Annotated in this window: 24 protein-coding genes; 13 read left to right on the forward strand and 11 right to left on the reverse strand. The window is 71.3% G+C overall.

Features of this window, described 5'->3' with window-relative positions; translation table 11 throughout:
* Positions 1–888 precede the first annotated feature (888 nt).
* Both VF330_RS41725 and VF330_RS41730 read right to left on the reverse strand, forming a co-directional pair.
* A complete protein-coding gene (locus tag VF330_RS41725; protein ID WP_330857293.1) occupies positions 889–1,833 on the reverse strand; it encodes an SDR family NAD(P)-dependent oxidoreductase in 945 nt (314 codons plus the stop codon).
* Entirely contained in the window at positions 1,830–2,774 is a 945-nt protein-coding gene (locus VF330_RS41730; RefSeq protein ID WP_330857294.1) for an SDR family NAD(P)-dependent oxidoreductase, read from the reverse strand. Before VF330_RS41730 ends, VF330_RS41725 begins: the two co-directional genes overlap by 4 nt.
* Positions 2,775–2,886: 112 nt before the next feature.
* Here VF330_RS41730 and VF330_RS41735 point away from each other — a divergent pair, with 112 nt between their 5' ends.
* Positions 2,887–3,438 carry a TetR/AcrR family transcriptional regulator gene (locus VF330_RS41735; protein WP_330857295.1) on the forward strand — a complete coding sequence of 184 codons (552 nt, stop codon included), beginning with the start codon at positions 2,887–2,889 and terminating at the stop codon, positions 3,436–3,438.
* Here the strand turns inward: VF330_RS41735 and VF330_RS41740 are convergent.
* On the reverse strand, positions 3,374–3,844 hold the full coding sequence (locus tag VF330_RS41740; protein ID WP_330857296.1) for a GbsR/MarR family transcriptional regulator: 471 nt from the start codon (positions 3,842–3,844) through the stop codon (positions 3,374–3,376). The two genes, VF330_RS41735 and VF330_RS41740, sit on opposite strands and share 65 nt — an antisense overlap.
* Positions 3,845–3,909: 65 nt before the next feature.
* Between VF330_RS41740 and VF330_RS41745 the strand changes: the two genes are divergently transcribed.
* The 3 genes from VF330_RS41745 to VF330_RS41755 are packed head-to-tail and all read left to right on the forward strand — an operon-like array spanning position 3,910 to position 7,151.
* Entirely contained in the window at positions 3,910–4,470 is a 561-nt protein-coding gene (locus tag VF330_RS41745; protein WP_330857297.1) for an FAD-dependent oxidoreductase, read from the forward strand.
* A gap of 36 nt (positions 4,471–4,506) precedes the next feature.
* Positions 4,507–6,033 (forward strand): alkaline phosphatase D family protein, encoded by a 1,527-nt coding sequence (locus VF330_RS41750; RefSeq protein ID WP_330857298.1) that lies wholly within the window; start codon positions 4,507–4,509, stop codon positions 6,031–6,033.
* A complete protein-coding gene (locus VF330_RS41755; RefSeq protein ID WP_330857299.1) occupies positions 6,030–7,151 on the forward strand; it encodes a hypothetical protein in 1,122 nt (373 codons plus the stop codon). Before VF330_RS41750 ends, VF330_RS41755 begins: the two co-directional genes overlap by 4 nt.
* Positions 7,152–7,167: 16 nt before the next feature.
* Here the strand turns inward: VF330_RS41755 and VF330_RS41760 are convergent, their stop codons facing one another.
* Complete coding sequence (locus VF330_RS41760) at positions 7,168–8,205, reverse strand: aldo/keto reductase (protein ID WP_330857338.1); 1,038 nt, start codon at positions 8,203–8,205, stop codon at positions 7,168–7,170.
* 70 nt (positions 8,206–8,275) lie between these two features.
* Between VF330_RS41760 and VF330_RS41765 the strand changes: the two genes are divergently transcribed.
* On the forward strand, positions 8,276–8,665 hold the full coding sequence (locus tag VF330_RS41765; protein ID WP_330857300.1) for a MerR family transcriptional regulator: 390 nt from the start codon (positions 8,276–8,278) through the stop codon (positions 8,663–8,665).
* Positions 8,666–8,675: 10 nt separating this feature from the next.
* Entirely contained in the window at positions 8,676–9,335 is a 660-nt protein-coding gene (locus VF330_RS41770; protein ID WP_330857301.1) for an MOSC domain-containing protein, read from the forward strand.
* Between the two features lie 11 nt (positions 9,336–9,346).
* Here VF330_RS41770 and VF330_RS41775 read toward each other — a convergent pair whose 3' ends face one another.
* Positions 9,347–9,754 carry a protein-tyrosine phosphatase family protein gene (locus tag VF330_RS41775; RefSeq protein WP_330857302.1) on the reverse strand — a complete coding sequence of 136 codons (408 nt, stop codon included), beginning with the start codon at positions 9,752–9,754 and terminating at the stop codon, positions 9,347–9,349.
* Between the two features lie 112 nt (positions 9,755–9,866).
* On the opposite strand from VF330_RS41775, the gene VF330_RS41780 reads away from it, so the two are divergent.
* Positions 9,867–11,186, forward strand: a complete 1,320-nt coding sequence (locus tag VF330_RS41780; protein ID WP_330857303.1) for an FAD-dependent oxidoreductase — start codon at positions 9,867–9,869, stop codon at positions 11,184–11,186.
* On the opposite strand, the gene VF330_RS41785 is transcribed toward VF330_RS41780, so the two are convergent.
* Positions 11,152–11,619, reverse strand: a complete 468-nt coding sequence (locus VF330_RS41785) for a hypothetical protein (RefSeq protein WP_330857304.1) — start codon at positions 11,617–11,619, stop codon at positions 11,152–11,154. The two genes, VF330_RS41780 and VF330_RS41785, sit on opposite strands and share 35 nt — an antisense overlap.
* A gap of 29 nt (positions 11,620–11,648) precedes the next feature.
* Positions 11,649–12,050 (reverse strand): VOC family protein, encoded by a 402-nt coding sequence (locus tag VF330_RS41790; RefSeq protein ID WP_330857339.1) that lies wholly within the window; start codon positions 12,048–12,050, stop codon positions 11,649–11,651.
* A 103-nt stretch (positions 12,051–12,153) separates the two neighbouring features.
* Here VF330_RS41790 and VF330_RS41795 point away from each other — a divergent pair, with 103 nt between their 5' ends.
* Positions 12,154–13,182 (forward strand): helix-turn-helix transcriptional regulator, encoded by a 1,029-nt coding sequence (locus VF330_RS41795; RefSeq protein WP_330857305.1) that lies wholly within the window; start codon positions 12,154–12,156, stop codon positions 13,180–13,182.
* Here the strand turns inward: VF330_RS41795 and VF330_RS41800 are convergent.
* A complete protein-coding gene (locus VF330_RS41800; protein ID WP_330857306.1) occupies positions 13,076–13,726 on the reverse strand; it encodes a Clp protease N-terminal domain-containing protein in 651 nt (216 codons plus the stop codon). The two genes, VF330_RS41795 and VF330_RS41800, sit on opposite strands and share 107 nt — an antisense overlap.
* 91 nt (positions 13,727–13,817) lie before the next feature.
* Between VF330_RS41800 and VF330_RS41805 the strand changes: the two genes are divergently transcribed.
* From VF330_RS41805 to VF330_RS41815, 3 genes are all read left to right on the forward strand, one after another.
* Positions 13,818–15,611, forward strand: coding sequence for a serine/threonine-protein kinase (locus tag VF330_RS41805; RefSeq protein WP_330857307.1), 1,794 nt, complete (start codon positions 13,818–13,820; stop codon positions 15,609–15,611).
* Positions 15,612–15,618: 7 nt separating this feature from the next.
* Positions 15,619–16,356: an SDR family NAD(P)-dependent oxidoreductase gene (locus tag VF330_RS41810; RefSeq protein ID WP_330857308.1), complete on the forward strand. Its 738-nt coding sequence runs from the start codon at positions 15,619–15,621 to the stop codon at positions 16,354–16,356.
* Positions 16,357–16,469: 113 nt separating this feature from the next.
* Entirely contained in the window at positions 16,470–17,804 is a 1,335-nt protein-coding gene (locus tag VF330_RS41815; RefSeq protein WP_330857309.1) for a glycosyl hydrolase family 18 protein, read from the forward strand.
* Here VF330_RS41815 and VF330_RS41820 read toward each other — a convergent pair.
* Together VF330_RS41820 and VF330_RS41825 are read right to left on the reverse strand one after the other, a co-directional pair.
* Positions 17,700–18,077 (reverse strand): DMT family transporter, encoded by a 378-nt coding sequence (locus VF330_RS41820; protein WP_330857310.1) that lies wholly within the window; start codon positions 18,075–18,077, stop codon positions 17,700–17,702. The two genes, VF330_RS41815 and VF330_RS41820, sit on opposite strands and share 105 nt — an antisense overlap.
* Positions 18,078–18,088: 11 nt before the next feature.
* The gene (locus tag VF330_RS41825) at positions 18,089–18,403 is read right to left on the reverse strand and encodes a DMT family transporter (RefSeq protein WP_330857311.1); all 315 of its coding nucleotides are present in this window, start codon (positions 18,401–18,403) and stop codon (positions 18,089–18,091) included.
* Between the two features lie 40 nt (positions 18,404–18,443).
* On the opposite strand from VF330_RS41825, the gene VF330_RS41830 reads away from it, so the two are divergent.
* Together VF330_RS41830 and VF330_RS41835 are read left to right on the forward strand one after the other, a co-directional pair.
* The gene (locus tag VF330_RS41830) at positions 18,444–19,316 is read left to right on the forward strand and encodes a 5'-nucleotidase (protein WP_330857312.1); all 873 of its coding nucleotides are present in this window, start codon (positions 18,444–18,446) and stop codon (positions 19,314–19,316) included.
* Positions 19,317–19,360: 44 nt separating this feature from the next.
* A complete protein-coding gene (locus VF330_RS41835; protein ID WP_330857313.1) occupies positions 19,361–19,648 on the forward strand; it encodes a YiaA/YiaB family inner membrane protein in 288 nt (95 codons plus the stop codon).
* A 55-nt stretch (positions 19,649–19,703) separates the two neighbouring features.
* Here VF330_RS41835 and VF330_RS41840 read toward each other — a convergent pair whose 3' ends face one another.
* On the reverse strand, positions 19,704–25,169 hold the full coding sequence (locus VF330_RS41840) for a carboxyl transferase domain-containing protein (RefSeq protein WP_330857314.1): 5,466 nt from the start codon (positions 25,167–25,169) through the stop codon (positions 19,704–19,706).
* Positions 25,170–25,378: the final 209 nt, after the last annotated feature.

The raw sequence follows: 25,378 nt of genomic DNA on the forward strand, positions 1-25,378 counted from the left end.
TGCGGTTGAGGAAGGGAGCGACCGGGGTGGAAAGCGGCGGGCAGAAGACGGAAGTAGTAGGGCGGCAGCACGGTGGCAGCGGCAGGTGGGGAACCGCGGAGGCGTGAGCGGAGGGCGCAAAGCCTTCGGTGGCAGCAACACCGGCGGCGGCAGTTGGCGGGTGGCGGGCAGGGAGCGGCAGGTGGCGGCGGCTGGGCGCGAGCGGGGGGTGGGGTAAGGATGGAAGGAGCAGGGCGAAAAGCGCGGAGGGTGGCAGCGATGAGGCGGCGGGTCGGGACGGTGGAGAGGTAAGTGGCGGGCGGAAGCGGTGGGGTGGGCCGAGTCAGCAGCCGCAAGGTGGCAGCGGCAGTCGGGGAACGGCGGAGAGGTGAACGACGGGCGTGAAACCCCTTAGTAACAACAACAAACGGAGGCGACGGCTGGCTGCGGCAGCGGCTGGCCGCGAAAGGGAGGCGGCTGCTGGACGTGGTAGGTGGCGGCGGCGCTCTCGCGATCGGTGCAGGGGCCGGCACGGGTTGGCAGCGGCGAGCCGTTGCCGGGCAGACGTTCCTGCCTGGCAACGGCTCCGCCCTCGACCATTCGCCTGAACTGCTGCGCTGATCTACGGCATTCGCTGCGCCGCCTCACTCACCGGCCGCCGTCCCCACCGGCAGCTACCCACACCCGCCTCCCTCAAAGGGGGCCACCCTCACTGGCAGCTCGCCCACTGAACGCCCCGCCTGGCCCCACTGACCACCTCCCTCAGCGGTCGCCGCGCTCACTGGGTGTGCGGCCACCGTCCGTGCGCCCACTGGCCGTCTCCTCGCCAGCCGCCTCGCCCATCGGCCAACTCCCTCGACGGCCAGCTCCGCTACTTGCCGACCCTCCCCTACCCTGCGGGCGAGGCGGTCAGGCTGCTTTCAGGGACCAGAGGGTTTCCTCCGAGACCTTCCACAGTTGGGCGGCCGACTCGCTGTCCTGGGCGTAGGGGGCCACGCCTCGCAGATGGGAGTCGCCCTCGACCGGGGACGCTTCGTCGCAGTCCTCGAAGTAGCGGCCCGAGATGCCGGCCAGCAGGGGTGTGGTGGCCACGACGAGGGTGGTCGCGGCGCCCTGCTCCGGGGTTTTGACGCGGCGGGTGGCCGCGGCGCCGCTCTGGCGGATGCGGGCCTGCAGTTCTTCCTGCGTGAGGTGGCGTTGGAGGTTGGTGGCGATGCTGCCGGGCATCAGGGCGTTCATCGTGATGCCCTCGGAGGCCCAGCGGGCGCCGGCTTCCACGCCGAAGAGGATGTTGGCGGTCTTGGACTGGCCGTAGGCCTGCCAGCGGTCGTACTCGCGGTGGGCGTAGTGGAGGTCGTCGAAGACGACGTCGCTCATCAGGTGGGCCGACGAGCTCACGTTCACCACGCGGGCGCCTTCGGCTCGCATCGAGTTGAACAGGCCCAGGGTCAGGGCGAAGTGGCCCAGGTGGTTCGTGGCGAACTGGAGCTCCCAGCCCTCCGGCGTGCGGGTCAGCGGGGTGGCCATCACGCCCGCGTTGTTGACCAGCAGGTGCAGCGGGCCGTCCCAGTTGCGGGCGAAGGCCCGCACCGAGTCCTGCGAGCTCAGGTCGAGGCGCGCCACCGAGATGTGCTTGTTGCCGGTGGACCTCGCGAGCGACGTGGCGACCCGCTGGCCCGCGTCGACGTCGCGGGCCGCGATGGTGACCTCGGCGCCGGCCACGGCCAGGGCGCGGACGGTCTCCACGCCGATGCCCGAGGCGCCGCCCGTCACGACGGCGCGGCGGCCCGCGAGGTCTGCCACCCGCGCCACTTCCAGCGCGGTGGTCTCGAAGCCGTACCCAGTCTTGATCATGCCTGCACCTTCAGCGTTTCCTCGGAGACCTTCCACAGCTGGGCGGCGGCCTCGGGGTCGGCCGCATAGGCGGCCAGGCCGTTGGTCATGCCCTCGGCGTGCGGGACAGCCTCGTTGCAGTCTTCGAAGTAGAGGCCCGAACGGCCTTCCACCAGGGGTGACACCGCGAGCACGAGGGTGGTGGCCGCGCCCTGCTCCGGCGTCTTGAACGTCATCGGCCTGTCGCCGCCGCGCAGCCGGCGCCGCTCGGCGAGCTCCTCCGGCGTGATGTGGCGCTGCAGCGCCGTGAGGATGCCGCCCGGCATGAGCGCGTTCATCGTGATGCCCTCGGAGGCCCAGCGCTTGCCCGCCTCGACGCCGAACAGCACGTTCGCCGTCTTCGACTGGCCGTACGCCTGCCAACGGTCGTACTCGCGGCGCTCGAAGTGGATGTCCTCGAACACCACGGGGCTCGACAGGTGGCCGGCCGAGCTCACGTTCACGACGCGGGCGCCCTCGGCGCGCAGCGCGTCGAACAGGCCCAGCGTCAGCGTGAAGTGGCCGAAGTGGTTCGTGGCGAACTGGAGCTCCCAGCCCTCCGGCGTGCGGGTCAGCGGGGTGGCCATGACACCCGCGTTGTTGACCAGCAGGTGCAGCGGCCCGTCCCAGGCCCGCGCGAAGGCCTGCACGGACTTCTGCGACGTCAGCTCCAGCGGCGCCACGAGGATCCTCTGCGAGCCCGTGGCGGCGGACAGCTCGGCGGCGACGCGGCGGCCCGCCTCGACGTCGCGCGCGGCGATGGTGACCTCGGCGCCCGCGGCGGCCAGCGCCCGCACGGTCTCGACGCCGATGCCGGACGCCCCACCGGTGACCACGGCGCGACGGCCGGAGAGGTCGACGCCCTCGACGACCTCGAGCGCGGTGGTCCCGAAGCCGAACGGCGTGGTGATGCGCTCGCTCATCTGATTTCCCCAACCTTGTCGTACACTGAAACGGAGGTGCCTCCGGTTCGGGTTCCACCGTAAGCGGAGGAGCCTCCGGTTAGCAAGTGATGTACCCCATAGGAGTGATGAAGTGCGTGCTGACGCGGTCCGGAACCGAGGGCTGCTGATCGAGGTGGCGCTCGACGCGTTCACCCACCACAAGGACGTGACCCTCGGCGCCATCGCCAAGCAGGCCGGCGTCGGCATCGGCACGCTCTACCGGCACTTCCCCACCCGCGAGGCGCTGATCGAGGCGGTCTACCGCACGGAGCTGGAGAAGCTCTGCGACGCGGCGCCCGAGCTGCTGGAGACCCACGGGCCGGAGGCGGCGCTGCGGGAGTGGATGGACCGCTTCATCGACTACGCGGCGACGAAGCAGGACCTCAAGGAAGCGCTCCAGGCCGTGATCGCCATGGGCGTGAACCCGTTCGAGCACAGCCGCGCGAAGCTCACCGAGGCCGTGAGCGGCCTGCTGACCCCGCTCGGGGCGCGGACGGAGCCGCTGGACCTGATGGCGCTGCTGGTCGGCGTCGCACAGAACGGCGACCCGGACCAGGCGAGGCGGATGCTCGACCTGATCATGGACGGGATCCTCCACGGCGCTGCCGCTCGAACCGCTCCACCAGCACCGGGGCCTCGTTGAGCAGGAACGTGTAGAAGTCGCGCATGTACTCGAGGCGGTCCCGCGCGTGACCGGGCCCGACCGCCTCGACGCCCTTCTCCACCGCGCGCAGCACGTCGTCGACGACCGAGTGCTGCCTTGAGTACAGCGTCGTCCAGGCGTTGTCCCGCACGCGGAAGTGTTCGCGCCGGCTGCCCGCGACGTGGATCCGCTCGATCAGCCCCATCTGCGCGACCATCTTCACCGCGCCGGACACCGATCCCGCGCTCACCCCCAGCTCGTCGGCGAGCTCGCCGGCCGTCAGCGACTCCTGCTCGGTGAACATGAACGCCGACAGCACGCGCGCGCCCATCCGCTGCATCCCGGCCCCGACGAGGCTGAGCGCCAGCTGCTCGGCGGCCTGCCTGCGATCTGTCTCGCGCGTCACAGCATCCCTGTCTTCAGAAATTTCTGAACGTTCGCTAGCCTCGATCCTAGGGGAAGGGGCTGGTCATGGCCACAGCACTCGTCGTCGGCGCCGGCGTCTCCGGGCTCGCGACCGCACTCCGGCTGACCCGCAGCGCGTGGGACGTGGTGGTGCTCGACCACGGCCCGCACCACGAGACCGCCCCGATCACCGGCCCGGACCGCCACGCCGCGAAACGGCTCGCCGCGCTGCCCTGCCCGCTGCACTACGAGACCCGCCGCAGCACCGTCACCGCGCTGCGCCCCGACCGGTTCGGCGTCACGGTCTCGTTCCACGACCACGAGGACGAGTGGTTCGACGTCGTCGTGTGCGCCCAGCCCTGCTGCGCGGCGGAGCGATTACCCGGCCTGCGCCTGCTGTCGTGGTCCCGCGACCACGTGGCACTGCTGTACCGCGCGGTGCAGGACACGGGCATCCCGCTGTGCGCCGCCGAGCTCCTCGCCGACGCGTTCGACATCCACACCGACGACCACGCGGCCCTCGCCTGGTGGGAAACGACGTTGAAGCCCCACGTGCGGCAGGCCTCCCCGTGCCGGCAGCTCGACCGGACCTCCCCGGGAAACCACTTCGAAGCCCCGCGCCGTTAGGCGGGCCTTTACCCGGGTTCGGTAAGCCTGCTGGTCATGACCACGTTACGGAGACGCACCTTCATCGTGGGCGGCCTCGCGGGAGCGAGTGCCGGCGCCGGCATCGGACTCGCGGCCACCGCACCGGCGAACGCGATCGGCTACCCGTTCACCCTGGGGGTCGCGTCCGGCGAACCTGCGGCGGACGGGTTCGTGCTCTGGACCCGCCTCGCCCCCAGCCCCCTCAACGCCGACGGCCTCGGCGGCATGCCGAACACCGACACGGCCGTCGAGTGGCAGGTCGCCACCGACGAGCGCTTCACGAGCATCGCCCGCACCGGCACCGCCACGACGCAACAGGCGAGCGCCCACTCCGTGCACGTCACCCTCACCGGCCTGGAGCCGGGACGCGAGTACTGGTACCGCTTCCGCGCCGGTGGCCACATCTCCCCCGTCGGCCGCGCTCTGACGGCACCGGCGGTCGGCACGCAACCCGCGCTGTCCATGCTCTTCGCGTCGTGCTCGCACTACGAGGAGGGCTACTTCACCGCGTACCGCAGGATGGCCGAGGAGCACCCCGACCTGATCCTGCACCTCGGCGACTACATCTACGAGGGTGCCGCGACCACCACGAAGGTCCGCGCGTTCGCGCCCGCCACCGAGATCAGCACGCTCGCCAACTACCGGGTCCGCCACGCGCAGTACAAGACCGACCCGGACCTGCAGGCCGCGCACGCCACCGCGCCGTGGCTCGTGGTGTGGGACGACCACGAGGTCGAGAACAACTACGCCAACCTCGTCCGCAACGACAGCAGCCCGGCCGGCGACTTCAAGGCCCGGCGCGCGGCTGCCTACCAGGCCTACTACGAGCACATGCCGTTGCGCAGCGCCCAGGCCCCGACCAACGAGAACATGCTGCTGCACCGCAGGGTCCGCTGGGGCAGCCTCGCGACGTTCCACCTGCTCGACACCCGCCAGTACCGCGACGACCAGGCGTGCGGTGACGGCACCAAGGTCTGCCCCGACGCCGACGCCTCGGCGCGCACGCTCACCGGCACCTCGCAGGAGTCGTGGCTCGTCGACGGACTGCGCCAGAAGCTCGGCACCTGGGACCTCCTGGGCCAGCAGGTGTTCTTCGCGCAACGGCTCGCCGCCGCGGACGGGTCGAAGAGCATGGACGCGTGGGACGGCTACACCGCCAACCGCGCGCGCATCCAGAACGCGTGGGACACCAACGGCAACAAGGGAACCGTCGTGCTCACCGGCGACGTGCACCGCAGCTGGGCCGCGAACCTCATGCAGAACTACGGCACCCAGAACCGGGTCATCGGCACCGAGCTCGTCACCACGTCGGTCACGTCCGGAGGTGACGGCAACGCCGCCGACAACAGCCTCAACCCGACGCTGAACCCGCACGTGAAGTACTTCAAGAACCTGCGGGGCTACGTGAAGACGCAGACCACGCAGACGGAGATGCGCGTCGACTTCCGCGCCGTCGACAAGGTCACCGTCCGCGACTACCCGGTGAAGACCGTCGGCAGCTACGTCATCGAGTCCACCAACCCCGGATTGCAGGCGCCGTGAAGACACTGCTGATCGCGAGCCTCCTGCTGGCGCCCGCCCCCATGACGTGGTCCACGGTCAACACCGACTCGACCGGCGACCAGGACAACGCGGCCGTCTCCGCCACCCGCAACGGCTACACGGCCGTCGTGTGGGAGGACGACCGCGACACCACCGACCCGGCCGACCCGGTCCACTCCGACGTCTGGATCCGCCTCTTCAAGGAGGGGACGGCGCTCTACGAGAAGAAGCTGTCGACCGGCGGCACCGGCAGCTGGCGCCACTGGCAGCCGGACGTCGCGCTGCACGAGAACGGCACCGCCGTCGTCGTGTGGTCCGAGGACCCCGACGGCAACGGCTACTACAACATCGCGGTCCGTTCGGTCAGCACGTCCGGTACGGTCTCCGGTTCCGGCACGGCCAACGCGAGCGCCGACGGCCAGCAGTACTTCCCCAGCGTGGCGGCGGACCCGGACTCCGGCGGCTTCGCGGTGACGTGGGAGGACCAGCAGGGCACGGCCGCGCCGACCGTGCGGGTGAGCGTGTTCGCGTCGATCTCGTCGAAGTCCTACGAGGCCCAGGTCAACAACGCGGGCGGCAGCCACGCCAAGCCGGAGGTGGCGATGAGCGCGGCCGGCAACGCCGTCGTCGTGTGGGAGGCGGACGCGAACATCGCCCGCAAGATCGTCACCGCCGCCGGCGGCGTGAAGCTGGCGCAGACCACGACGGGGCAGGGCAAACGCCCCACCGTGGCGGCCAACTTCAACGGCGACTTCGCCGTCGCCTGGGAGCAGTCCGGCGTCCGCTCGCAGTCGTTCACCCCGGCGGGAGCGCCGCGCGGCGCCGTCGCCGCGACCACCGGCACCGACCCGCAGGTCGGCATCGACGACCAGCTCGGCGTCGCGGTGACCACGGCCGAGGCGCAGGACGTGTACACGCAGGTCTACAACCCCGACGGCACCACCACGGGCCGTCCCGAACGGCAGCTCACGGTCTCGACCGCGACCGGCAGGCAGGACGAACCCGCCGTGGGCGTCGACCCGTGGGGCCGCGTCACCGTCGTCTACACCGACGACAACGACGGCAACGGGTACGACCAGATCTACCTCGGCACCGGCTTGAGCACCCAGGTCTGGTGACGGCGCCCGAAAATCGCTAGCGCCGGTCGAGAGGCCTGCGTCGCTGGTGCACGTCGACCAGCGACGCGGGCCGCCAGCCGGCCTGCACGTCGTAGGTGTCGGTGCCCGGCGGCACGATCTCGTCGATCCGGTCCAGCACGTCGTCGGTCAGCACCAGCGAGGCGCCTTCCAGCAACGACTCCAGCTGCTCCATCGTCCGCGGCCCGGTGATGGCCGACGTGACGGCCGGGTGCGTCGTCGCGAACGCGATCGCGAGCGCCGGCAGCGACACGCCCATCTCGTCGGCCAGCTTCGCGAACTGCTCCACCGCCTCGAACTTGGCGGCGTTGCCCGGCAGCGACTCGTCGAACCGGTCCGGCGTCAGCGTCGCCCGGAACGCCTCGGCCGCCCCGCCCCTGCGGTGCCGGCCCGAGAGGAACCCGCTGGCCAGCGGGCTCCACACCAGCACGCCCATCCCGAGCCGCTGGCACGTCGGCAGCACGGTCCGCTCGATCCCGCGCGCCAGCATCGAGTACGGCGGCTGCTCGGTCCGGAACCGCATCAGGCCCCGGTCCAGCGCCACGTGGTGCGCCTCGACGATCTCCGACGCCGGGAACGTCGAGCAGCCGAACGCCCGGATCTTGCCCTGCCGCACCAGGTCCGTGAGCACCGACAGCGTCTCCTCGACGTCGGTCGTGTAGTCGGGCCGGTGCACCTGGTAGACGTCGATCCAGTCCGTGTCGAGGCGCCGCAGGCTGTCCTCGACCGCCCGCACGACGTACCGGCGCGAGCTGCCGCTGCGGTTGCGCCGCTCCTCCCCCACCGGGAAGTGCACCTTCGTGGCCAGCACGACGTCGTCGCGGCGGCCCTTCAACGCCTTGCCGACGATCTGCTCGGACTCGCCCGCCGAGTACATGTCGGCGGTGTCGACGAAGTTGATGCCCGCGTCGAGGGCGCGGTTGATGATCCGCACGCCCTCTTCGTGGTCGTCGTTGGCCACCGATCCGAACATCATGGCGCCGAGGCAGTGGTGGCTGACCTCGATGCCGGTTCCCCCGAGTACGCGATAACGCATGTTCATGGCGGCCAACCTAGGAACTAGAGAGCACTCTAGGTCAAGCAGCGCCGAGCCTATGCTCGACGCCATGCAGTTGAGCATCGGACAGGTCGCCGAACGCACCGGGCTGAGCGTGCACGCGCTGCGCTTCTACGAGAAGGAGGGCATCCTGGCCCACCAGGTCCACAGAGGACCGGGCGGGCGGAGGGTGTACACGCAGCAGGACATCGACTGGCTGCGCATGTGCATCATGCTGCGCACGTCCGGGATGCCGGTGCCGGAGATCCGCCGCTACACCGACCTGGTGCGCCAGGGCGACGGCAACGAGCTCCAGCGCCTCGAGATCCTCAAGGAGCACCAGGACCGCGTCGAGGGGCAGATGGCGCAGCTCCAGGAGTGCCTGGACCTCATCACGCACAAGGTCGGGATGTACCAGGACTACGTCAATTCGATCGCCGCCGAGGCCGTCGGGCAATAACCTCGGTCCCATGCCTGCCGTGCTCGCGCTGAACATCGCCCGGACGACCGTCCCGGTCGGCTACGCCCGCGAGGGCGCCACCGGCATCGACAAGCGCCCGGTCGACGGGCCGCTCGAGGTCCGCGCCCCCGGCGCGAAGGGCACGGCGGGCAGCGGTGTGGCGGGCGACGCGATCGCCGACGTCGCGAGCCACGGCGGCGACCACCAGGCCGTCTACGCCTACGCGCGGGAGGACCTCGACTGGTGGCAGGCCGAGCTGGGCACGGACCTGCGCAACGGCCGGTTCGGCGAGAACCTCACCACCGCCGGCATCGACCAGACGCACGCCCTCGTCGGCGAACGGTGGCGGGTCGGCACGGCGTTGCTGGAGATCACGGCCCCGCGCATCCCGTGCAGGACGTTCGCCGGCTTCCTCGGCCTGACGGGCTGGGTGAAGCGGTTCACGCAGGTCGCGCGGCCCGGCGCCTACCTCCGCGTGCTGGAGCCCGGACAGATCGCGGCGGGTGACGAGATCACCGTCGTGCACCGGCCGGAGCACGACGTCACGGTGGAGCTGTTCTTCCGCGCCGTGCTGACCGACGCCGACCTGCTGCCGCGGCTCCTCGACGCCGGGGACGCCGTGCCACCGGAGGTCATCGATCTCGTGCACAAACGCACGGCGGTGAGCTGAACAGCAGCGGGTCAGACCACGGGGAAGTTGCGGACCCAGCGCTTCTGCCACGGCGTCTCGACGGCGCGCGGGTGGTAGTTGGCGCGGGTCCACGCCACGGCCTCCGCGGCCGGGACACCGGCGAGCACGGCCAGGCACGAGATCACGGTCCCGGTGCGCCCGATGCCACCGCTGCACGCCACCTCGACGCGTTCGCCGGACAACGCGCGGGCGTGCAGCGTCCGGATCAGCCGGATGGCGGCGTCGTGGTCGCGTGGGAGGCGGAAGTCCGGCCAGTCGATCCAGTCGTGCGGCCACGGCACGTCGACGGGCTTGGGCTGGAGGTACACCCCGTAGTCCGGGTGGGGCTCCACCAGCTTGCCGTCCCGCAGCCCGCGTCCCGTGACCACCGCGCCGTCGGGCAGCTCCACCGTCTTCACGAACGTCTCCCCCGTTGCTGTCGGTTCGTCGCCGATCCTAGGGACCAACCTGGCGGGACACGGGACTTTCGGCGGATCGTCCGGGACGTCCCGCCGTGCCAGCATGGCCGCCATGTACTCCGACCGCGCCCTGGTCATCGGCGCCGGCTTCGCGGGACTGCTGGCGGCCAGGGTGCTGTCCGAGTCGTACGGCGACGTCGTCGTGGTGGAACGGGACCGGCTCACCGCGGACACCCCGCACCGCCCCGGCGTCCCCCAGGCCCACCACCCGCACGTCCTGCTCGCACGCGGCGCCGAGGTGCTGGACGGGCTCTTCCCCCGGCTCTGCGCCGAGCTCGAGGAGGCGGGCGCGGTCCGCTCGGACGCCGGCAGCGACCACCTGGTCCGCCTCCCCGCCGGCTGGGCGCCGCGCGACCACCTCGGAACGAGCGTGCTGTCGGTGACGCGGACGACCCTGGAACGGACCATCCGCAAGCGCGTGCTGAAGCTGCCGAACGTGTCCCTCGTGGACGGAGTCGCGGTGCGAGGCCTGCTCCTCGACCGCGGCACGGTCATCGGTGTGCGGGGCGTGCGCGACGACGACCTGTTCACCGACTACGCCGACCTCGTGGTCGACGCGTCCGGTCACGGCAGCAAGCTCGTGCCGTGGCTCGCGGAACACGGCGTGCACTGCCCCGCGCCGATGATCGTCAACGGCCGCGCCTCCTGCGCCTCCCGCCTCTACCACCTCGACGGCGACCTCCGGTTCGACTGGAAGACCGCCCGCGAGCCCACGCGGGCACCGGACCTCACCCGCGGCGGTACGGCGTCCGAAGTGGACGGTCAGCGGTGGTTCGTGGCCCTGGTCGGCGCGGCCGGCGACGCGGCTCCCGCGGACGACGACGGGTTCGCCGAGTACGCCGCTTCCCTGCGGTGCCAGGACATCGCGGAGATCGTCAAGACGGCGGCCCCGGCGTCGCCGGTCCACCGGACCGCGAACCTGCGCAGCCGCTGGAACCGCTTCCACCAGGTTCCCGACTGGCCGCGCGGACTGCTCGCGCTCGGCGACTCCGTGGTCTCGCTCAACCCCGTCCACGGCCACGGCCTGACGCTCGCCGCACTGAGCTGCGCCGACCTGCGGCACCTGTTGCGCGGCAACGACCTCGCCCGGCACCCCCTGCTGTTCCAGCGCGCGGTCGCCAGGACGGCGAAGGTCCCGTGGACGTCGGTCACCACCGCCGACCTCGGCTGGAGCGGCCGGAGGATCCCGCCGCGGGTCCGCCTGCGCCGGTGGTACGCGAGACGCCTGACCGACGCGGCTCCCGGCAGCACGCGGGTCTACCGCGCGTACGTCCGCGTCACGCAGATGGCCGACCACCCGGCGAAGCTGTTCGCACCGGCGGTCATCTGGCGCGTGCTCAGCGGATCGCGCCCTCGGGCCACAGCACGGTGACCGGCACGCCCCGCGACCGCGCGTACGCGACCACGTCCGCGGTTCCGCCGGGTCCGCGGCCGGGCTGCCCGTCCCACACGGCGAGCAACGAGTCGGACTCGTCGACCATCCGCTTGCCCGCTTCCATGTAGGCGTGCGGATCGGGCGTGACGTACGGCAGCTGCACGACCCGGCCCGCGCGCGACAGCAGCCGGTCGTAGACGGGCCGGTAGTCCTCCGGCAACGTCTCGCGGTACTCCGCCGCCGGCAGCACGGCCACCAGCGACCCGCCCGCGTCCAGCACCGCCTGCGCGAACACGGCGTCCGCCCCGTCCGCCAGGCACGACACGCCCACGACGTCGCCGTTGCCCGCGACGGCGTCGCGGATCATCCGGTCGACCCGCGCTTCCAGGTCGGAGGAGAGGCCGCGGTGTCCGGTGATGGCGAGCTGCATCTGTGCAGGATAGGCGGCGGAGCCGGAGATCAGCCGGGAATCCGGTCCACGACCGACAGGTAGTGGGGGTTCGTCATGACGCCGAGGACGTTGCCGAACGGGTCGACGACCGACGCCGTCACGAACCCCTCGCCGCGCACGCGCGGTTCGTCGTGCACGCGGGCGCCGAGCTCCTCCAGCCGCGCGAGTGTCGCGTCCAGGTCGTCGACGGCCCAGTAGAGGACCGCCCCGCAAGGCCCGTCCGACGGCGTCACCTCGAACGCGCGGTGCACGATCCCGAGCTCGGCCTGGTGGTCGCCGATCCGGAACTCGGCGTACGCGAGCACGCCGTCCGGGGTGCTGCGCTCGAAGTAGGCGTCGACGCCGAGCAGGGACGCGTACCAGTCGCGGGCCTGCACGACGTCGTCGGCGAAGTAGGACACGGTCGACATTCCTCGCAACACGGCTGCCTCCAGAAAAAAGTTGGTCGGTGTGGTTTCAGCTTCGGCCGTAAAGTGCTCATCCAGTGAGCACTTTCACCGGAAACCTGGAGACATGCGCGCAGACCGGCTCGTCGCCACCTTGTTGCTGTTGCAGGCCCGCGGCCGGATCACCGCCGCCGAGCTGGCGGCGGAGCTGGAGGTCTCGAACGCCACCGCCCGCCGCGACCTGGAGGCGCTCTCCGCGGCGGGCGTGCCGGTCTACCCGCAACCGGGCCGGGGCGGCGGCTGGTCGTTGGTCGGCGGCGCGCGCACGGACCTCAGCGGCCTGACCTCGGCCGAGGCCCAGGCGTTGTTCCTCATGGCGGGACCGGCCGCGTCGGTGGCGCCGCAGGTCAAGTCGGCACTGCGGAAGCTCGTGCGCGCGTTGCCGCAGACCTTCCGCGCCGACGCCGAAGCCGCCGCCGAGGCGACGATCGTCGACACCGCCGCGTGGGGCGAGGACGTCAAGGAACGGCCGGGCCTGGCCGCGACCCTGCAGGCGGCCGTGGTGAGACGCCTGCAGGTCCGGCTGACCTACCAGAAGCGGGGCCAGGCGCCGGCCGGCCGCGTGGTCGACCCGTGGGGGCTCGTCGACAAGGACGGCACCTGGTACTTCATCGCGGGCACCGAGGACGGGCAGCGGACGTTCCGGCTCGACCGGATCCTGGGTGCCACGCTCACCGGCACCCCCTCCGCACGGCCGCCGGACTTCGAGCTGGCGGGCGCGTGGGACGAGGTCGTCACCACCGTCGAGGAACGACGTTCGGCGACGTCGGCGACCATCCTGGTCCCCACGCGGTTCGTCGACGTCTTCCGGAACCAGTACGGCCGCCACTGCACCGTGGTCGGGGAGGTCGGCGACCGGACCAGGGTCGAGCTGACCGCGCCGCGCCCCCTGGACATCGCCCGCAACGTCGCCGGCTGGGGCGGCATGATCACCGTCGAGTCCCCGCGGGAGGTCCGGGAGCACCTCGCCCGCATCGGCGAGGAGCTCGTCAGCCGATACCGGCCTGCTTCTCCAGCCGGTCCAGCCGCGACAGGATCATCTGCAGCACCTTCGCCGGATCCGGCGCCGCCGTCTGCTGCTTCTGCAGGTGGATGATGCCGGCCAGCGCGGTCTGCACAGCCCGTCGCGTGCCCTTGAGGTCGGCCCCGAGCGACCGCAGCAGCTCGCCGCCCTCGCCGTCCGGTTCGGCCACGAGCCCCAGCAGCAGGTGCTCGCAGCCGACGTAGTTGTGCCCGAGCGCGATCGCCTCGACGACCGCCAGCTCGAGCGCGTTCACCGCGTCGGGCGCGAACCCGGAGCCTTCGAGGGTCGCGGGCTCGAAGCGCACCGCCCGCGGGTCGACGTCGATGGCCCGCAGGACGTCCAGCGCCAGGTTGCCGCCCTCGTCGACGAGCGCCCCGGCGAGCTCCGCCGTGGTGACGACAGGTGACTCGGCGGCGAGTCTCAGCACGGTGCGTAAGCGCTCGGTCAGCTGGGAACCCTTGTCCCCGTCGAGGTCGGCGACGGTGAGGCCCCGCACGGCGGCGAGCCGCTTCACGGAAACCTCCAGCGCGCGCTGGCAGATCGCGGAAACCGGGAGGTTGAGGTCCTTGACCGTCTCGGCCAGGTCATCGGGCAGGTACACGTTGACTTTCGGCATAACCCCATAGATACCCCCATGAGGGGTTATGGTCAACGGCGAACGCGGCAACCGTCACACTTGTGGGTGATCAGAGGGGACGGGCACAGGCGTGGAGGAGAGCAGCAGGCTCATCGGGAGCCGCTACCGGTTGAGGGAGAAGGTCGGCCAAGGGGCGATGGGAGTCGTCTGGCAGGCCTATGACGAGCAGCTTCACCGCGTGGTGGCCGCCAAGGCACTGCTCGCGCTGGACGGCATGGACGACGCGAGGATCGCGCGCGCCAAGGCCAGGGCCATGCGCGAGGCCCGTCTGTCCGCCCGGCTGGAGCACCCGAACGCCATCCGCGTCTACGACGTCGTGGAGGAGGACGGGCAGCCCTGGCTGATCATGGAGTACCTCCCCTCCCGCAGCCTCGCCGCCGTCATCGCCGAGCAGGGCACGCTGCCGCCGCGCGAGGTCGCGCGCATCGGCTGCTACACCGCCGCCGCCCTCGCTGCCGCGCACCGCCACGGCATCCAGCACCGCGACGTGAAGCCCGGCAACGTGCTGATCGGCGACCAGGAAGTCAAGATCACCGACTTCGGCATCTCGCGCGCCACCGGCGAGGACGCGACCGCCACCGCGACGGGGACCGTCGGCACGCCCGCGTTCTTCTCGCCCGAGGTCGCCCGCGGCGAGGACACCGGACTGGCCTCGGACGTCTTCTCGCTCGGCGCCACGCTCTACAACGCCGTCGAGGGCGGCCCGCCGTTCGGCACGGCCGACAACAACATCGCGATGCTGCACCGCGTCGCGAGCGGCTCGATCATGCCGCCGGCCAACGCCGGTCCGCTGCTCGCGCCCGTGCTGTTCCGCCTGCTGGCCAACGACCCCGAGCGCCGTCCCTCCATGGAGGAGGCCGTCCACCTGCTGGCCGCGGTGGTGAACGACTCGCCGAAGGGGTCGGAGGCCACCGTCGTCATCCCGTCGACGGTCGAGCTCCCCGCCGAGGCGCAGCCGGAGGAGAAGGCCAGGAAGGGCGCAGGGACGGCCGCGGCCGGACTGGTCGCGGGTGCCGCCGCCGCCGAGGCCGCCGGGCTGACCGCCCCGCCCGCGAAGCCCGAGCCGGCGAAGGCCGAGCCCGAACCGGTCGTGGAGGAACCCGAACCCGCCGCGGCGGAACCGGAGCCGGAGCCCGCGCAGGAGAAGACGGCCGTCGCGGCAGCGGCACCGGTGGAACCGCCCGCGCCCGCCCCCGCGACGCCGGTGCTCCCGGCTCCCGACGCCGCGGGGCCCGCCCCGGTCGTGCCGCCGGCGGCCCCGCCCGCCGAGGACGGCGAGAACCGGCGCAAGTTCCCGCTGGTCCCGATCGCGATCGTGCTGCTCGTGATCGCGGTGGGCGTCGGCTCGTTCCTGCTGTGGCCCAAGGGCGAGCGGAACAACCAGGCGAACAACACCCCGTCGGGCAGCACCTCCAGCACGAACCCGCCCGCGACGAGCCAGTCCGAGACGCAGTCCCAGCCGACGACCACGACGCAGAGCCAGTCGCAGGCGCCGCCGGAGACCCAGCCCAACCCGCAGGCCAGCACGCCCGGCCAGGGCCAGAACCCGCCGCCGCCCGCGGGGCCACAGAACGCCCAGGAGGCGCTCGCCTCCTACTACGCGCTGATCCCCGGCGACCTCCAGACCGGCTGGTCGCTGCTCACCGACTCGTTCAAGGCGGGACGGGGGCTGAGCTTCGAGAGCTACCAGTCGTTCTGGCGCCAGTACTCCTCGGTGCAGCTGTCGAACTTCGCGCCGCAGGGCCAGAACACCGTCACCGCCACGCTGCAGTACATGCAGGGGCAGAGCGTGGTCCAGACGGAGACGGCCACGTTCACGTTCGTGCAGCAGAACGGCAAGTGGCTGATCAACAGCCAGGGATGATGAGGGCATGACCCGACTCGCACTCGTCACCGGAGCCTCCCGCGGCATCGGCGCCGCCATCGCCCACGCCCTCGCCGCCGACGGCCACCGGATCGCGGTCCACTACCGCTCCGGCGCCGCCGAGGCGCGGGCCGTGGCCGACGCGCTCCCCGGCATCGGCCACGTCACCGTCCAAGGCGACCTCGGCGCGGACCAGGCGGGCCAGGTCGTCGCGCAGACCGTCGAGCAACTCGGCGGTCTCGACGTGCTGGTCAACAACGCGGGCATCTACTTCCACCACCCGGTCGCCACGACGAGCTTCGACGAGTGGCAGCAGGCGTGGCGGCGGACGGTCGAGCTCAACCTGTACGGCCCCGCCGACCTCGTCTGGCACGCCGTCCGGCACATGACGAGCGGCGCGCGGATCGTCAACGTCGGCTCGCGCGGCGCCTACCGCGGTGAGCCCGACGCACCCGCGTACGGCGCGGCGAAGGCCGGTCTGCACGCGCTGACCCAGTCGCTCGCGCAGTCGCTGGCCCCTCAGGGCATCGCCGTGGCCGCGGTCGCGCCGGGGTTCGTCCGCACCGAGATGGTCACCGGACTGCTCGCCGGCGAGGCCGGTGACGCGATCCGCGCGCAGAGCCCGTTCGGGCGCGTGGCCGAGCCCGAGGAGGTGGCCGCCGCGGTCGCGTTTCTCGCCAGCCCGGCGGCGACCTGGGCGAGCGGCACGATCATGGATGTGAACGGGGCCTCCCACCTGCGCTGATCCCGGACCGGTCGACCGGAACCAGTTCCGGTCGCCAGTTGATCTTTCGACAACCGGTCTAGACCACTACCGTCGCGATGGGCGCTCGACGAAAGTGGAAGGCAACCCCTGCAATGCGTTCATCCCGCTCACGCCTCGGTGCCGCCGGCCTCGCGCTGGCCGCCGCCGCGGCGACGATCACCGTCATGGCGCCTGCCGCGCAGGCCGCCTACCCCGCCGGGTTCAAGAGCGTCGGCTACATGCCGTCGTGGGCCGGCAACGTCAGCTCGATCCAGTACAGCAAGCTGACGCACATCAACTACTCCTTCGTCCTGCCGAACGGCAACGGGACGCTCCAGGGTGTCCCCGACCCCGGCAAGCTGCAGCAGCTGGTGAGCCTCGGCCACCAGAACGGCGTCAAGGTCTCGATCGCGGTCGGCGGCTGGAACGACGGCAACGACTCGGGCTTCGAACAGCTGGCGGGCAACTCCGGTTCGCGCACCACGTTCGTCACCAGCCTCGTGAACCTGGTCAACCAGTACAACCTCGACGGCGTCGACATCGACTGGGAGTACCCGGACCCCGGCACGTCGGGGAACAACTACACGGCGCTGATGACGCAGCTGGGCAACGAGCTGCACAGCCGCGGCAAGCTGCTCACGGCCGCGGTCGTGAGCGAGGGCGGCACGGCCAACGGCGTGCAGCCGGCGGTCTTCGGCGTCGTCGACTGGCTGAACATCATGGCCTACGACGGCGGCAGCCCGCACGCGAACTACGACTGGTCGATCGCTTCCGTGAACTTCTGGAAGGGACGCGGCCTGCCCGCGAGCAAGGCCGTCCTCGGCGTGCCGTTCTACAGCCGGCCGACCTACATCTCCTACAGGGACCTGGTCGCGCAGGACCCGGCGAACGCCAACCGGGACAGCTACAACGGCAACCAGTACAACGGCATCCCCACGATCAAGCGCAAGACGTCGTGGGCGCTGGCGAACGCGGGCGGCATCATGAACTGGGAGCTGTCCCAGGACACGACCGGCAGCACCAGCCTGCTCAACGCCATCTGGGAGACGGCCAACGGCGGCACCACTCCCCCGCCCACCGGCGGCACCATCACCGGTTTCGGCGGCAAGTGCGTCGACGTCGCGGCGGCCAGCTCGGCCAACGGCGCGGCCGTCCAGCTCTACACCTGCAACGGCACCAACGCCCAGCAGTGGTCCCGCACCGGCAGCACCGTCCGCGCCCTGGGCAAGTGCCTGGACGCGAACGGCACCGCCAACGGCGCGGTGGCCCAGATCTGGGACTGCACCGGTGCGGGCAACCAGAGCTGGACGCTCGAGTCCAACGGCCAGCTGCGCAACGCGGCCTCAGGGAGGTGTCTCGACGCCACCGGCAACTCCTCCGCCGACGGCACGAGGCTCCAGCTCTGGGACTGCGCCGCCACCGCCAACCAGCGCTGGACGTTCGCGTAGGAACTTCAGCCCGATGACGCAGGCGATGATCCCGGTGAGGAACACGATCTTCCAGACGGAGACCGCTTCCTCGCCGGTGATCATCGCCCACGTCACCGTCAGGGCCGCGCCGATGCCGACCCACACGGCGTAGGCGGTCCCGACCGGGATCTTCCTCATCCCGAAGGAGAGGCCGGCCATGCTCAGCGTGGCGGCCACGAGGAAGAGCACGTAGGCCTCTTTCGACAGAGCCGTCGCCCAGACCGCTTCGAGCACCGCGCTGGCCAGCAGCACACCCCAGTGCATCAGCTCACCGCCTTCAGGCCCGCGACGCAGCCGATCAGCGCGGCGAGCAGCACCGCCTTGGCCACCGTGAGCCGCTCCTCCCGGCGGACGACCGCCACGAGCACCGTGAGCACGGCTCCGATGCCCACCCACACCGCGTACGCCGTGCCGACGGGGATCTCCCGCATCGCCCACGCGAGCCCGACGACGCTCAACGTCATCGACACGGCGAACACCACCACCGGCCACGGCCGCCGGAAACCCTTCGACGCCGCGAGAGCCGTGGCCCACACCGCCTCCAGCACGCCGGAGGCCACCAACACCACCCAGTACATTGGTACGACCGTACCAGAAAGGCTCGCTACGCTCTCGCCTGTGCCGCCGAGCCTGGAAGACCTGCTGGTCGTGGGGGTCGCGTCGAGCGCCCTGTTCGACCTCTCCGCCTCCGACGCGGTCTTCACCACCGAGGGCGAGCAGGCCTACCGCGCCTACCAGGAGGCCCACCTCGACGAGCCGTTCGCGCCGGGCGTCGCGTTCCCGTTCCTCCGCCGGCTGCTCGGCCTCAACGCGCTGGGCCCGCTGGTCGAGGTGGTCGTGCTGTCGCGCAACTCCCCCGACACCGGCCTGCGGATTCTGCGGTCGGCGGCCTTCCACGGCCTGCCGATGACGCGCGCGATCTTCACCGAGGGCCGGGCACCGCACGAGTTCATGCCCGCGCTGAACATGTCTTTGTTCCTGTCAGCTCACGCCGACGACGTCCGGCGGGCCTCACTGGCCGGGATGCCCGCCGGCCAGGTGCTCAAGTCGTCGTTCCTGGACGACGACGATCCGGCGCTGCGCATCGCGTTCGACTTCGACGGCGTGCTGGCGTCGGACGCGTCGGAGCGGATCTACCGGACCGGCGGGCTCGACCGGTTCCAGGAGCACGAGGCCAGAAACGTCGTGACGCCACTGGATCCCGGTCCGCTCAAGGGTTTCCTGGCCGGCGTGAACCGCATCCAGCGCGTCGCCGAGGACCGCGTCCGCGTGTCGGTGGTGACGGCCCGGTCCGCGCCGGCGCACGAGCGGGCGATCAACAGCCTGAAGGCGTGGGGCCTGACGGTGAACGACGCGTTCTTCCTGGGAGGCCTGCGGAAGGGGCCGATCCTCGACGTGCTGCGGCCGCACATCTTCTTCGACGACCAGCGCGGCCACCTCGTCGAAACCGTGCCGTGCGTGCACATTCCGTTCGGTGTCGCGAATGAGTAGCCGTACTCATGACAGCGCCGGTGCGTCCCAGGACTCTTGAGTCCATGACCACGAAGCCCACGAACACGTCCGGCGCCTTCTACGTGCAGGCCGTCCTGTCGTTCGGCCTGTCGCTGACCGCCGTCGGTGCCGGAGTCGTGTTCCTGCCGGTCGACGGCTGGGTGCGCGCGTTCCTGGGCATCGCGATGCTGTACACCGTGACGTCGGCGTTCACGCTGGCCAAGGTGATCCGCGACCGGCAGGAGGACACCTACCTGTCCAGCCGGGTGGACCGGGCGCGGCTGGACAAGCTGCTGGCGGAGCACGACCCGTTCAAGCTGGACGCGGCCTGAGAACGCGCGAGGGGCCCGGCCACCACGTGACCGGGCCCCTCGCGGAGTGAAGAACCTACTTCGCCAGGCCGTCCTCGACCGCCTTGATGATCGCCGGCCTCAGCTCGGCGGCCGAGATGATCGCGTCCACCGACCCGACCTCCACCGCGCGCTGCACGCTGTGCACCCGGTCGAACTCCGCGGCCATCTCGTTGAGCTTCTCCGTCCGCACCGACTGGCGCGTCGAAGCCAGCTCCGCGGTCAACGCCGCACGCTCGGCACCGGAGGCCTCCGCCACGGCGGACTCCAGCTTCTTCACCCGCGGGTCGTTGGCCGTGCGGCCGTCGACCTCACGGGCGAACACCACCGCGGCGGCGGGAGCGCCGCCGATGACCGAGGCGAACGAGCCCTCGACGGCCAGCACGGTCATCGACGGGTTCAGGGCCTTCGAGAACACCACGAACGCGCCGCCGTGGTACCGCGAGATCACGGTGAACACGATGGGGCCGCGGAAGTTCACGATCGCGCGGCCGATCTCCGCGCCGTACTCCAGCTGGAGCTCGCGCATCGACTCCGGCGAGCCGTCGAAGCCCGACAGGTTCGCCAGCACGACCAGCGGGCGGTTGCCCGAGGCCGCGTTGATCGCGCGGGCCGCCTTCTTCGACGACTTCGGGAACAGCGTGCCGGCGGTGTAGGTGTCCGGGCCGTCGGTGGGCGGGAAGCCGGTGCGGGCCACGCCGCGCGACTCGATGCCCAGCAGCGTCACCGGGATGCCGCCGAGGTGCACGTCCTGCACGACCGCGGTGTCCGCGTCGGCCATGCCCGCCCAGCGCTCCAGCACCTCGTGGTCCTGGTCGGACAGGGCGCGCATCACCGTGCGGATGTCGAACGGCTTCTTGCGGTCCGGGTTCGACTCGACCGAGAAGATCTCGCCGACCGTCGTGAACGGGCTGTCGCCCACCACGTGCGGGAACGACGACACGTCGCGGGAAGACGGGTCCGAAGTGGACACCCGGCGCGGGCCGGCCTCGCCGGGGGCGATGTAGCTGTGCTCGTAGTGCGCCAGCAGGACGTCGAACGCCGACCGCAGGTTCGGGGCCCAGTACTGCGCCTGGCCGTTGGGGCCCATGACGCGGTCGTAGCCGCCGATGCCGTAGTTGTCCTCCGCCGAGACGCCGCCGGAGAAGTCCAGGGCCTGCTTGCCGGTCAGCACCATGGCCGAGTCCGGGGTCATGACCAGGATGCCCTTGGTGTGCATGAGCATCGTGGCCTCGGCGTTCCAGTACGGCTGGGCGCCGACGTTGATGCCGTTGACGACGACGTTGATCTCGCCGCCGGCCTGGGTGAACTCGACGATCTTCTTGAGCGCCGCGGCCACCCAGTCCATGTTCTCGACGCCGGAGCTCATCGAGATCTTCGCGCCGGACGAGAGCGAGAACCACTCCAGCGGAACGGAGAGCTCCGAAGCCAGGTCGAGGGCGTGGATGACGCGCGAGCACTCGGGCTCGGCCAGGGCACCCAGCGACTTGGTCGGGTCGCCCAGCAGCACGACGCGCTTCATGCCCTCGGGGTAGGCCGGGGTCGGCGTGGTCACCACGCCGACGACGATGCCCGCCTTGTTGCCGCCGCGTGGGCGGTCCACCGGCACCAGGGCGCCGTCGACGAGGTCGTGCTCGGTGAACGAACCGCCGTCGCCGACGAGCATGTCGACCAGCTCGTACGGGTAGATCGTGCCGCGCGACTGGGCGCGCAGGACGTTCTGGCGGTAGTCGTCGAGCGGCTGGATCGGCGTGGTCGGCGGCTGCACGAACGAGAACGACACGCCGGCGCCCGCGTCCTGGGCGATCCGCACGCCGATGTCGGACAGCTCGCCCGACACGGGGTCCTTGCGGCGCGCCAGGAACAGCACCTCTTCGAGGTCGAGGCCCGTGGTCGTCGGCAGCACGCGCTGACCGATCGTGTCGAGGTCCTTCGACCCGAGCTCGGTGGGCGGCCACGCGTACAGGACCACGCGGTTCGTGGCCAGGCGCGTCCGGCCACCCGACTGCGCGCGGGCCCGGCGGATGCCGTCGAGGCACGTCGCGAGGACGTCCTCGGCGGCGGGCAGGGCGACGATCCGGCCGTCGTCGTCGCGCAGCGGGGTCAGGTCGCGGACCTGGCCCAGCGCCACGAGGCGCTCGTCGGACTTGTTCGACTTCGCCACCGCGCGGAACAGGTACACGTCCTCGTCCACGGAGGACAGTCGCGTGAGGTCGAACTCGCGCAGGCGTTCCAGCTGCATGCGTTCGGCGATGCGCGGGTGGAGCCCGCGCACCAGCCTCTCCTCGGCGAACCCGTTGGACGACGGGCGGAACGTGAAGTGGTGGTGCATCGACTCGCCGCGACGGCCCGCCACCGTGGTGGTGATGCGGGTGATCGTCGGCGGCAGCTGGTGCGCGGCCAGCGCGGCACCCAGCCCGGCGGCCATCTCGTCCTGGTCGGACGGTCCGTCGGCCCAGTTGACGTAGAGGTCCGCGACGACCGCGCTGCCCTCGCCGTGCTTGACGACGTCGCCGACGGCGTCGGACAGCTGCGGGAACTCGACGGCGGTCGAGACGAGACGCGTCTGCTCCGGCTCGTTCTCCGCGAGGAAGAACGCGCCGTTCACGCGCGGGTTCGCCAGCGCCTTCTTGGTGTAGTAGCGGCGGGCCAGCACCTCCAGCAACGGGGTGTTGTCCGCACCGGGCTTGCCGATGCGCTGGCCGAGCAGGCGCACCAGCGGCTCCGCGGACGCGACCATCGCCACGATCCGCTCCTCGCGGTCGGCGGCCTGCGGCTGCGCGTCGAGGTGGATCAGGTGCCTGCGGACCTCGGTGTGCACGCGGGCGCGGTTGCGGCGCACCAGCGGCTGGGCGAACCACGTGAACACGACGCTGCGGGCGAGGTCGGCCACCGCCGGGTAGCGGACCTGCGTCGCGGCGATGATGTGCTCCAGCACCAGGCCGACGCGCACCCGCTCGGACTCGACGGGCGGCGCCTCCTCGACCCACTGGCGCAGCAGGGCCGTCGCGACGGCCGCGTCGAACACACCGCGGCGCTGCGCCACGAAGATGCGGAAGACGGCCTGCTCCAACGCCGGCGTGCGGTCGAGCTCGGTGATGCCGTAGTGGCCGATCACGTTCGTCAGCCGGGCGCGGAAGCCCTCCGGCAGCGCCGCGCGGTCCGCGTCGAGCGTCTTGAGGTAGGTGTGGAAGTGCTCGCGCGGCGAGTGGATGTGGTTCTCCGGCTTGGTCTCCTCGCCGGCGGGCCGGTTGCGCGACAGGTCGCACAGGTCGGCGAAGATGCCGAGCAGCTGCGCCTCGGCGACGAGCGGCCGTTCCTTCAGGTCCTGCCGCGCGCGCAGGTAGTCGGTCAGCACGCGGTCGGTGTCCGCGGCGGTGGTGTCGAAGCCCAGCAGCAACGCCCGCAGGTCGTCCTGGCCGCGTGCGGCGAGCTCCTCGGGACGCACGTCCGTGCGCGGTGCCGGCAGCTCCAGCTCGACCGACGACTCGGACTTGGCCACCTCGGCGGCACCGTCGGCGTCCTCGACCTCCTCCAGCTTCAGCAGCGCGCCCCCGGCGGGCACCTGGGTGCCGACGACGACGTTGAGCTCCTTGAGCCGGGCGCGGAACGGCGCGCGCAGCACCGTCTCCATCTTCATCGCCTCGAGCACGAGGACCGGGGCACCGGCCTCGACCTCGGCGCCGACCTCCAGCGGGGTCGCGACGACCAGCGCGGGCATCGGCGAGCGCAGCACGCCGCCCTCGTCGCGGGTGACGCGGTGGGTGACGCCGTCGACCTCGACCTGGTGGACGACGCCGTGCGTGCCGGTGACGACGCGGAAGCGCGTGCCGTTGACGGTGATCTGGCCGACGTGGTGGTCGAACCGCTCGACGTCGACGTCGCCGCTCAGCACGGTGTCGGAGTCGGCGGCGGACACACCCACGCGGTACTTGGTGGCGCCGATGCGCGCGACCCGGACGACGTACGGCTGGCCGCGGAGCACGAACTCCAGCTTGCTCGCGCCCTCGTGGTTCGTGCGCGGCTGACCGCCCCGCGCGGAGGCCAGGAGCTGCGTGAGGTTGATCTGCTCCTCGTCCTCGTACACCTCGATGCCGGCGGCGGCGAGGGCGATCGCGGAGTGGCGGTGCGAGACCAGGCCGCCCTCGGCGCGGACGCGGTCGATCCAGGAGGTGTCGGCGGAGCCGTCGATCACGGCGGGCTCGTCGAGCAGGTCGAGCACGAAGCTCTTGTTGGTCGTGCCGCCCTCGATGATGACGGTCGTCTCGGCCATGGCGCGGCGCAGCTTGCCCAGCGCCTCGTCGCGGTCGCGGCCGTACGCGATGATCTTGGCGATCATCGAGTCGAAGTCGGCGGGGATCTGCGAGCCCTCGGCCACACCGGTGTCGACGCGGATGCCGGGGCCGGCGGGCAGCTCCAGGCGGACGATCGTGCCGGGGCACGGCGCGAAGTCGCGGTCCGGGTCCTCGGCGTTCAGGCGCGCCTCGACGGCGTGGCCCTGCTCGACGGGCTTGGCGCCCTCGAGCTTGCCGCCGCCCGCGACGTGCAGCTGGGCCTTGACCAGGTCGAAGCCCGTGGTGATCTCGGTGATCGGGTGCTCGACCTGCAGGCGGGTGTTGACCTCGAGGAATGCGAAGAGCTTCTCACCGGGGTGGTAGAGGAACTCGACGGTGCACGCCCCGCGGTAGCCCACGGCGTTCGCGAGCCGCTCGGCCGAGGCCTTGAGCTCGTCGACCTGGTGCGGCTCCAGCACGCACGACGCCGACTCCTCGATGATCTTCTGGTTGCGCCGCTGCACCGAGCAGTCGCGGACGCCGAGCGCCCACGCCGTGCCCTGGCCGTCGGCGATGACCTGCACCTCGACGTGCCGGGCGCCGGTGACGAGGCGCTCCAGGAACATCACGCCGGAGCCGAACGCGCGCGCCGCCTCCAGGCTGGTGCGCTCGAAGTTCTCCTCCATCTCCGCGGGAGACGTGATCTTCCGGATGCCGCGCCCGCCACCACCGGCGGTCGCCTTCAGCATCAACGGGTAGGTGACCTCCTCGGCCACCTTCAGGGCGTGCTCGAGGTCGTCGACGGCGCCGCGCGACCACGGCGCGACCGGGACCCCGACCTCCTCGGCGATCAGCTTCGAGCCGATCTTGTCGCCGAGCTTGCGCATGGCCTCGGCGGACGGGCCGACGAACGTGACGCCGACCTTCTCGCAGAGCTCCGCGAACTCGGGGATCTCGGCGACGAAGCCCCAGCCGACCCACGCGGCGTCGGCCCCGGTCTCGACGAGAGCGGCCTCCAGCACCTCGAGGTCGAGGTACGGACGATCGGCCGCCAAGCCGAGGTTGTGGGCGAGGTCGGCTTCCCTCACGAAGGGCGCCGACTTGTCGACATCGGTGTACAGGGCAACGGTCTCGATCCGTTCCCCTGTCTCGGCGGCGAGCTCACGGACGGCGTGGATCAGCCGCATTGCGGCTTCCCCGCGGTTGACGATCGCTACACGACTGAACAACGACTTGACTCCTCGCGGACATACGACCTCAGCGGCAGTCGCCGCCCAATCGATGTACACACTCCCGACTACTACCCGGTAACAAAACCGCTGGAGCGAAGCGAGTTGAGCAGCGTGCTTTGTATGAAACCAACAAGGCACCAGGTCCTCGGCACAGCTTCACTTGAGCCCGTGGCACAGCTCACCCGCCGAGTCCTCCCCATGTCCGC

Source organism: Lentzea sp. (assembly GCF_036380075.1).
Taxonomy (GTDB): Bacteria; Actinomycetota; Actinomycetes; order Mycobacteriales; family Pseudonocardiaceae; genus Lentzea.

What these genes read in the sequence shown, in the direction of transcription:
- VF330_RS41725 (WP_330857293.1), bottom strand. Translation starts at nt 1,833, where the DNA reads ATGATCAAGACTGGGTACGGCTTCGAGACCACCGCGCTGGAAGTGGCG.
- VF330_RS41730 (WP_330857294.1), bottom strand. Translation starts at nt 2,774, where the DNA reads ATGAGCGAGCGCATCACCACGCCGTTCGGCTTCGGGACCACCGCGCTC.
- VF330_RS41745 (WP_330857297.1), top strand. Translation starts at nt 3,910, where the DNA reads ATGGCCACAGCACTCGTCGTCGGCGCCGGCGTCTCCGGGCTCGCGACC.
- VF330_RS41750 (WP_330857298.1), top strand. Translation starts at nt 4,507, where the DNA reads ATGACCACGTTACGGAGACGCACCTTCATCGTGGGCGGCCTCGCGGGA.
- VF330_RS41760 (WP_330857338.1), bottom strand. Translation starts at nt 8,205, where the DNA reads ATGCGTTATCGCGTACTCGGGGGAACCGGCATCGAGGTCAGCCACCAC.
- VF330_RS41765 (WP_330857300.1), top strand. Translation starts at nt 8,276, where the DNA reads ATGCAGTTGAGCATCGGACAGGTCGCCGAACGCACCGGGCTGAGCGTG.
- VF330_RS41770 (WP_330857301.1), top strand. Translation starts at nt 8,676, where the DNA reads ATGCCTGCCGTGCTCGCGCTGAACATCGCCCGGACGACCGTCCCGGTC.
- VF330_RS41780 (WP_330857303.1), top strand. Translation starts at nt 9,867, where the DNA reads ATGTACTCCGACCGCGCCCTGGTCATCGGCGCCGGCTTCGCGGGACTG.
- VF330_RS41785 (WP_330857304.1), bottom strand. Translation starts at nt 11,619, where the DNA reads ATGCAGCTCGCCATCACCGGACACCGCGGCCTCTCCTCCGACCTGGAA.
- VF330_RS41790 (WP_330857339.1), bottom strand. Translation starts at nt 12,050, where the DNA reads ATGTCGACCGTGTCCTACTTCGCCGACGACGTCGTGCAGGCCCGCGAC.
- VF330_RS41795 (WP_330857305.1), top strand. Translation starts at nt 12,154, where the DNA reads ATGCGCGCAGACCGGCTCGTCGCCACCTTGTTGCTGTTGCAGGCCCGC.
- VF330_RS41800 (WP_330857306.1), bottom strand. Translation starts at nt 13,726, where the DNA reads ATGCCGAAAGTCAACGTGTACCTGCCCGATGACCTGGCCGAGACGGTC.
- VF330_RS41810 (WP_330857308.1), top strand. Translation starts at nt 15,619, where the DNA reads ATGACCCGACTCGCACTCGTCACCGGAGCCTCCCGCGGCATCGGCGCC.
- VF330_RS41815 (WP_330857309.1), top strand. Translation starts at nt 16,470, where the DNA reads ATGCGTTCATCCCGCTCACGCCTCGGTGCCGCCGGCCTCGCGCTGGCC.
- VF330_RS41825 (WP_330857311.1), bottom strand. Translation starts at nt 18,403, where the DNA reads ATGTACTGGGTGGTGTTGGTGGCCTCCGGCGTGCTGGAGGCGGTGTGG.
- VF330_RS41835 (WP_330857313.1), top strand. Translation starts at nt 19,361, where the DNA reads ATGACCACGAAGCCCACGAACACGTCCGGCGCCTTCTACGTGCAGGCC.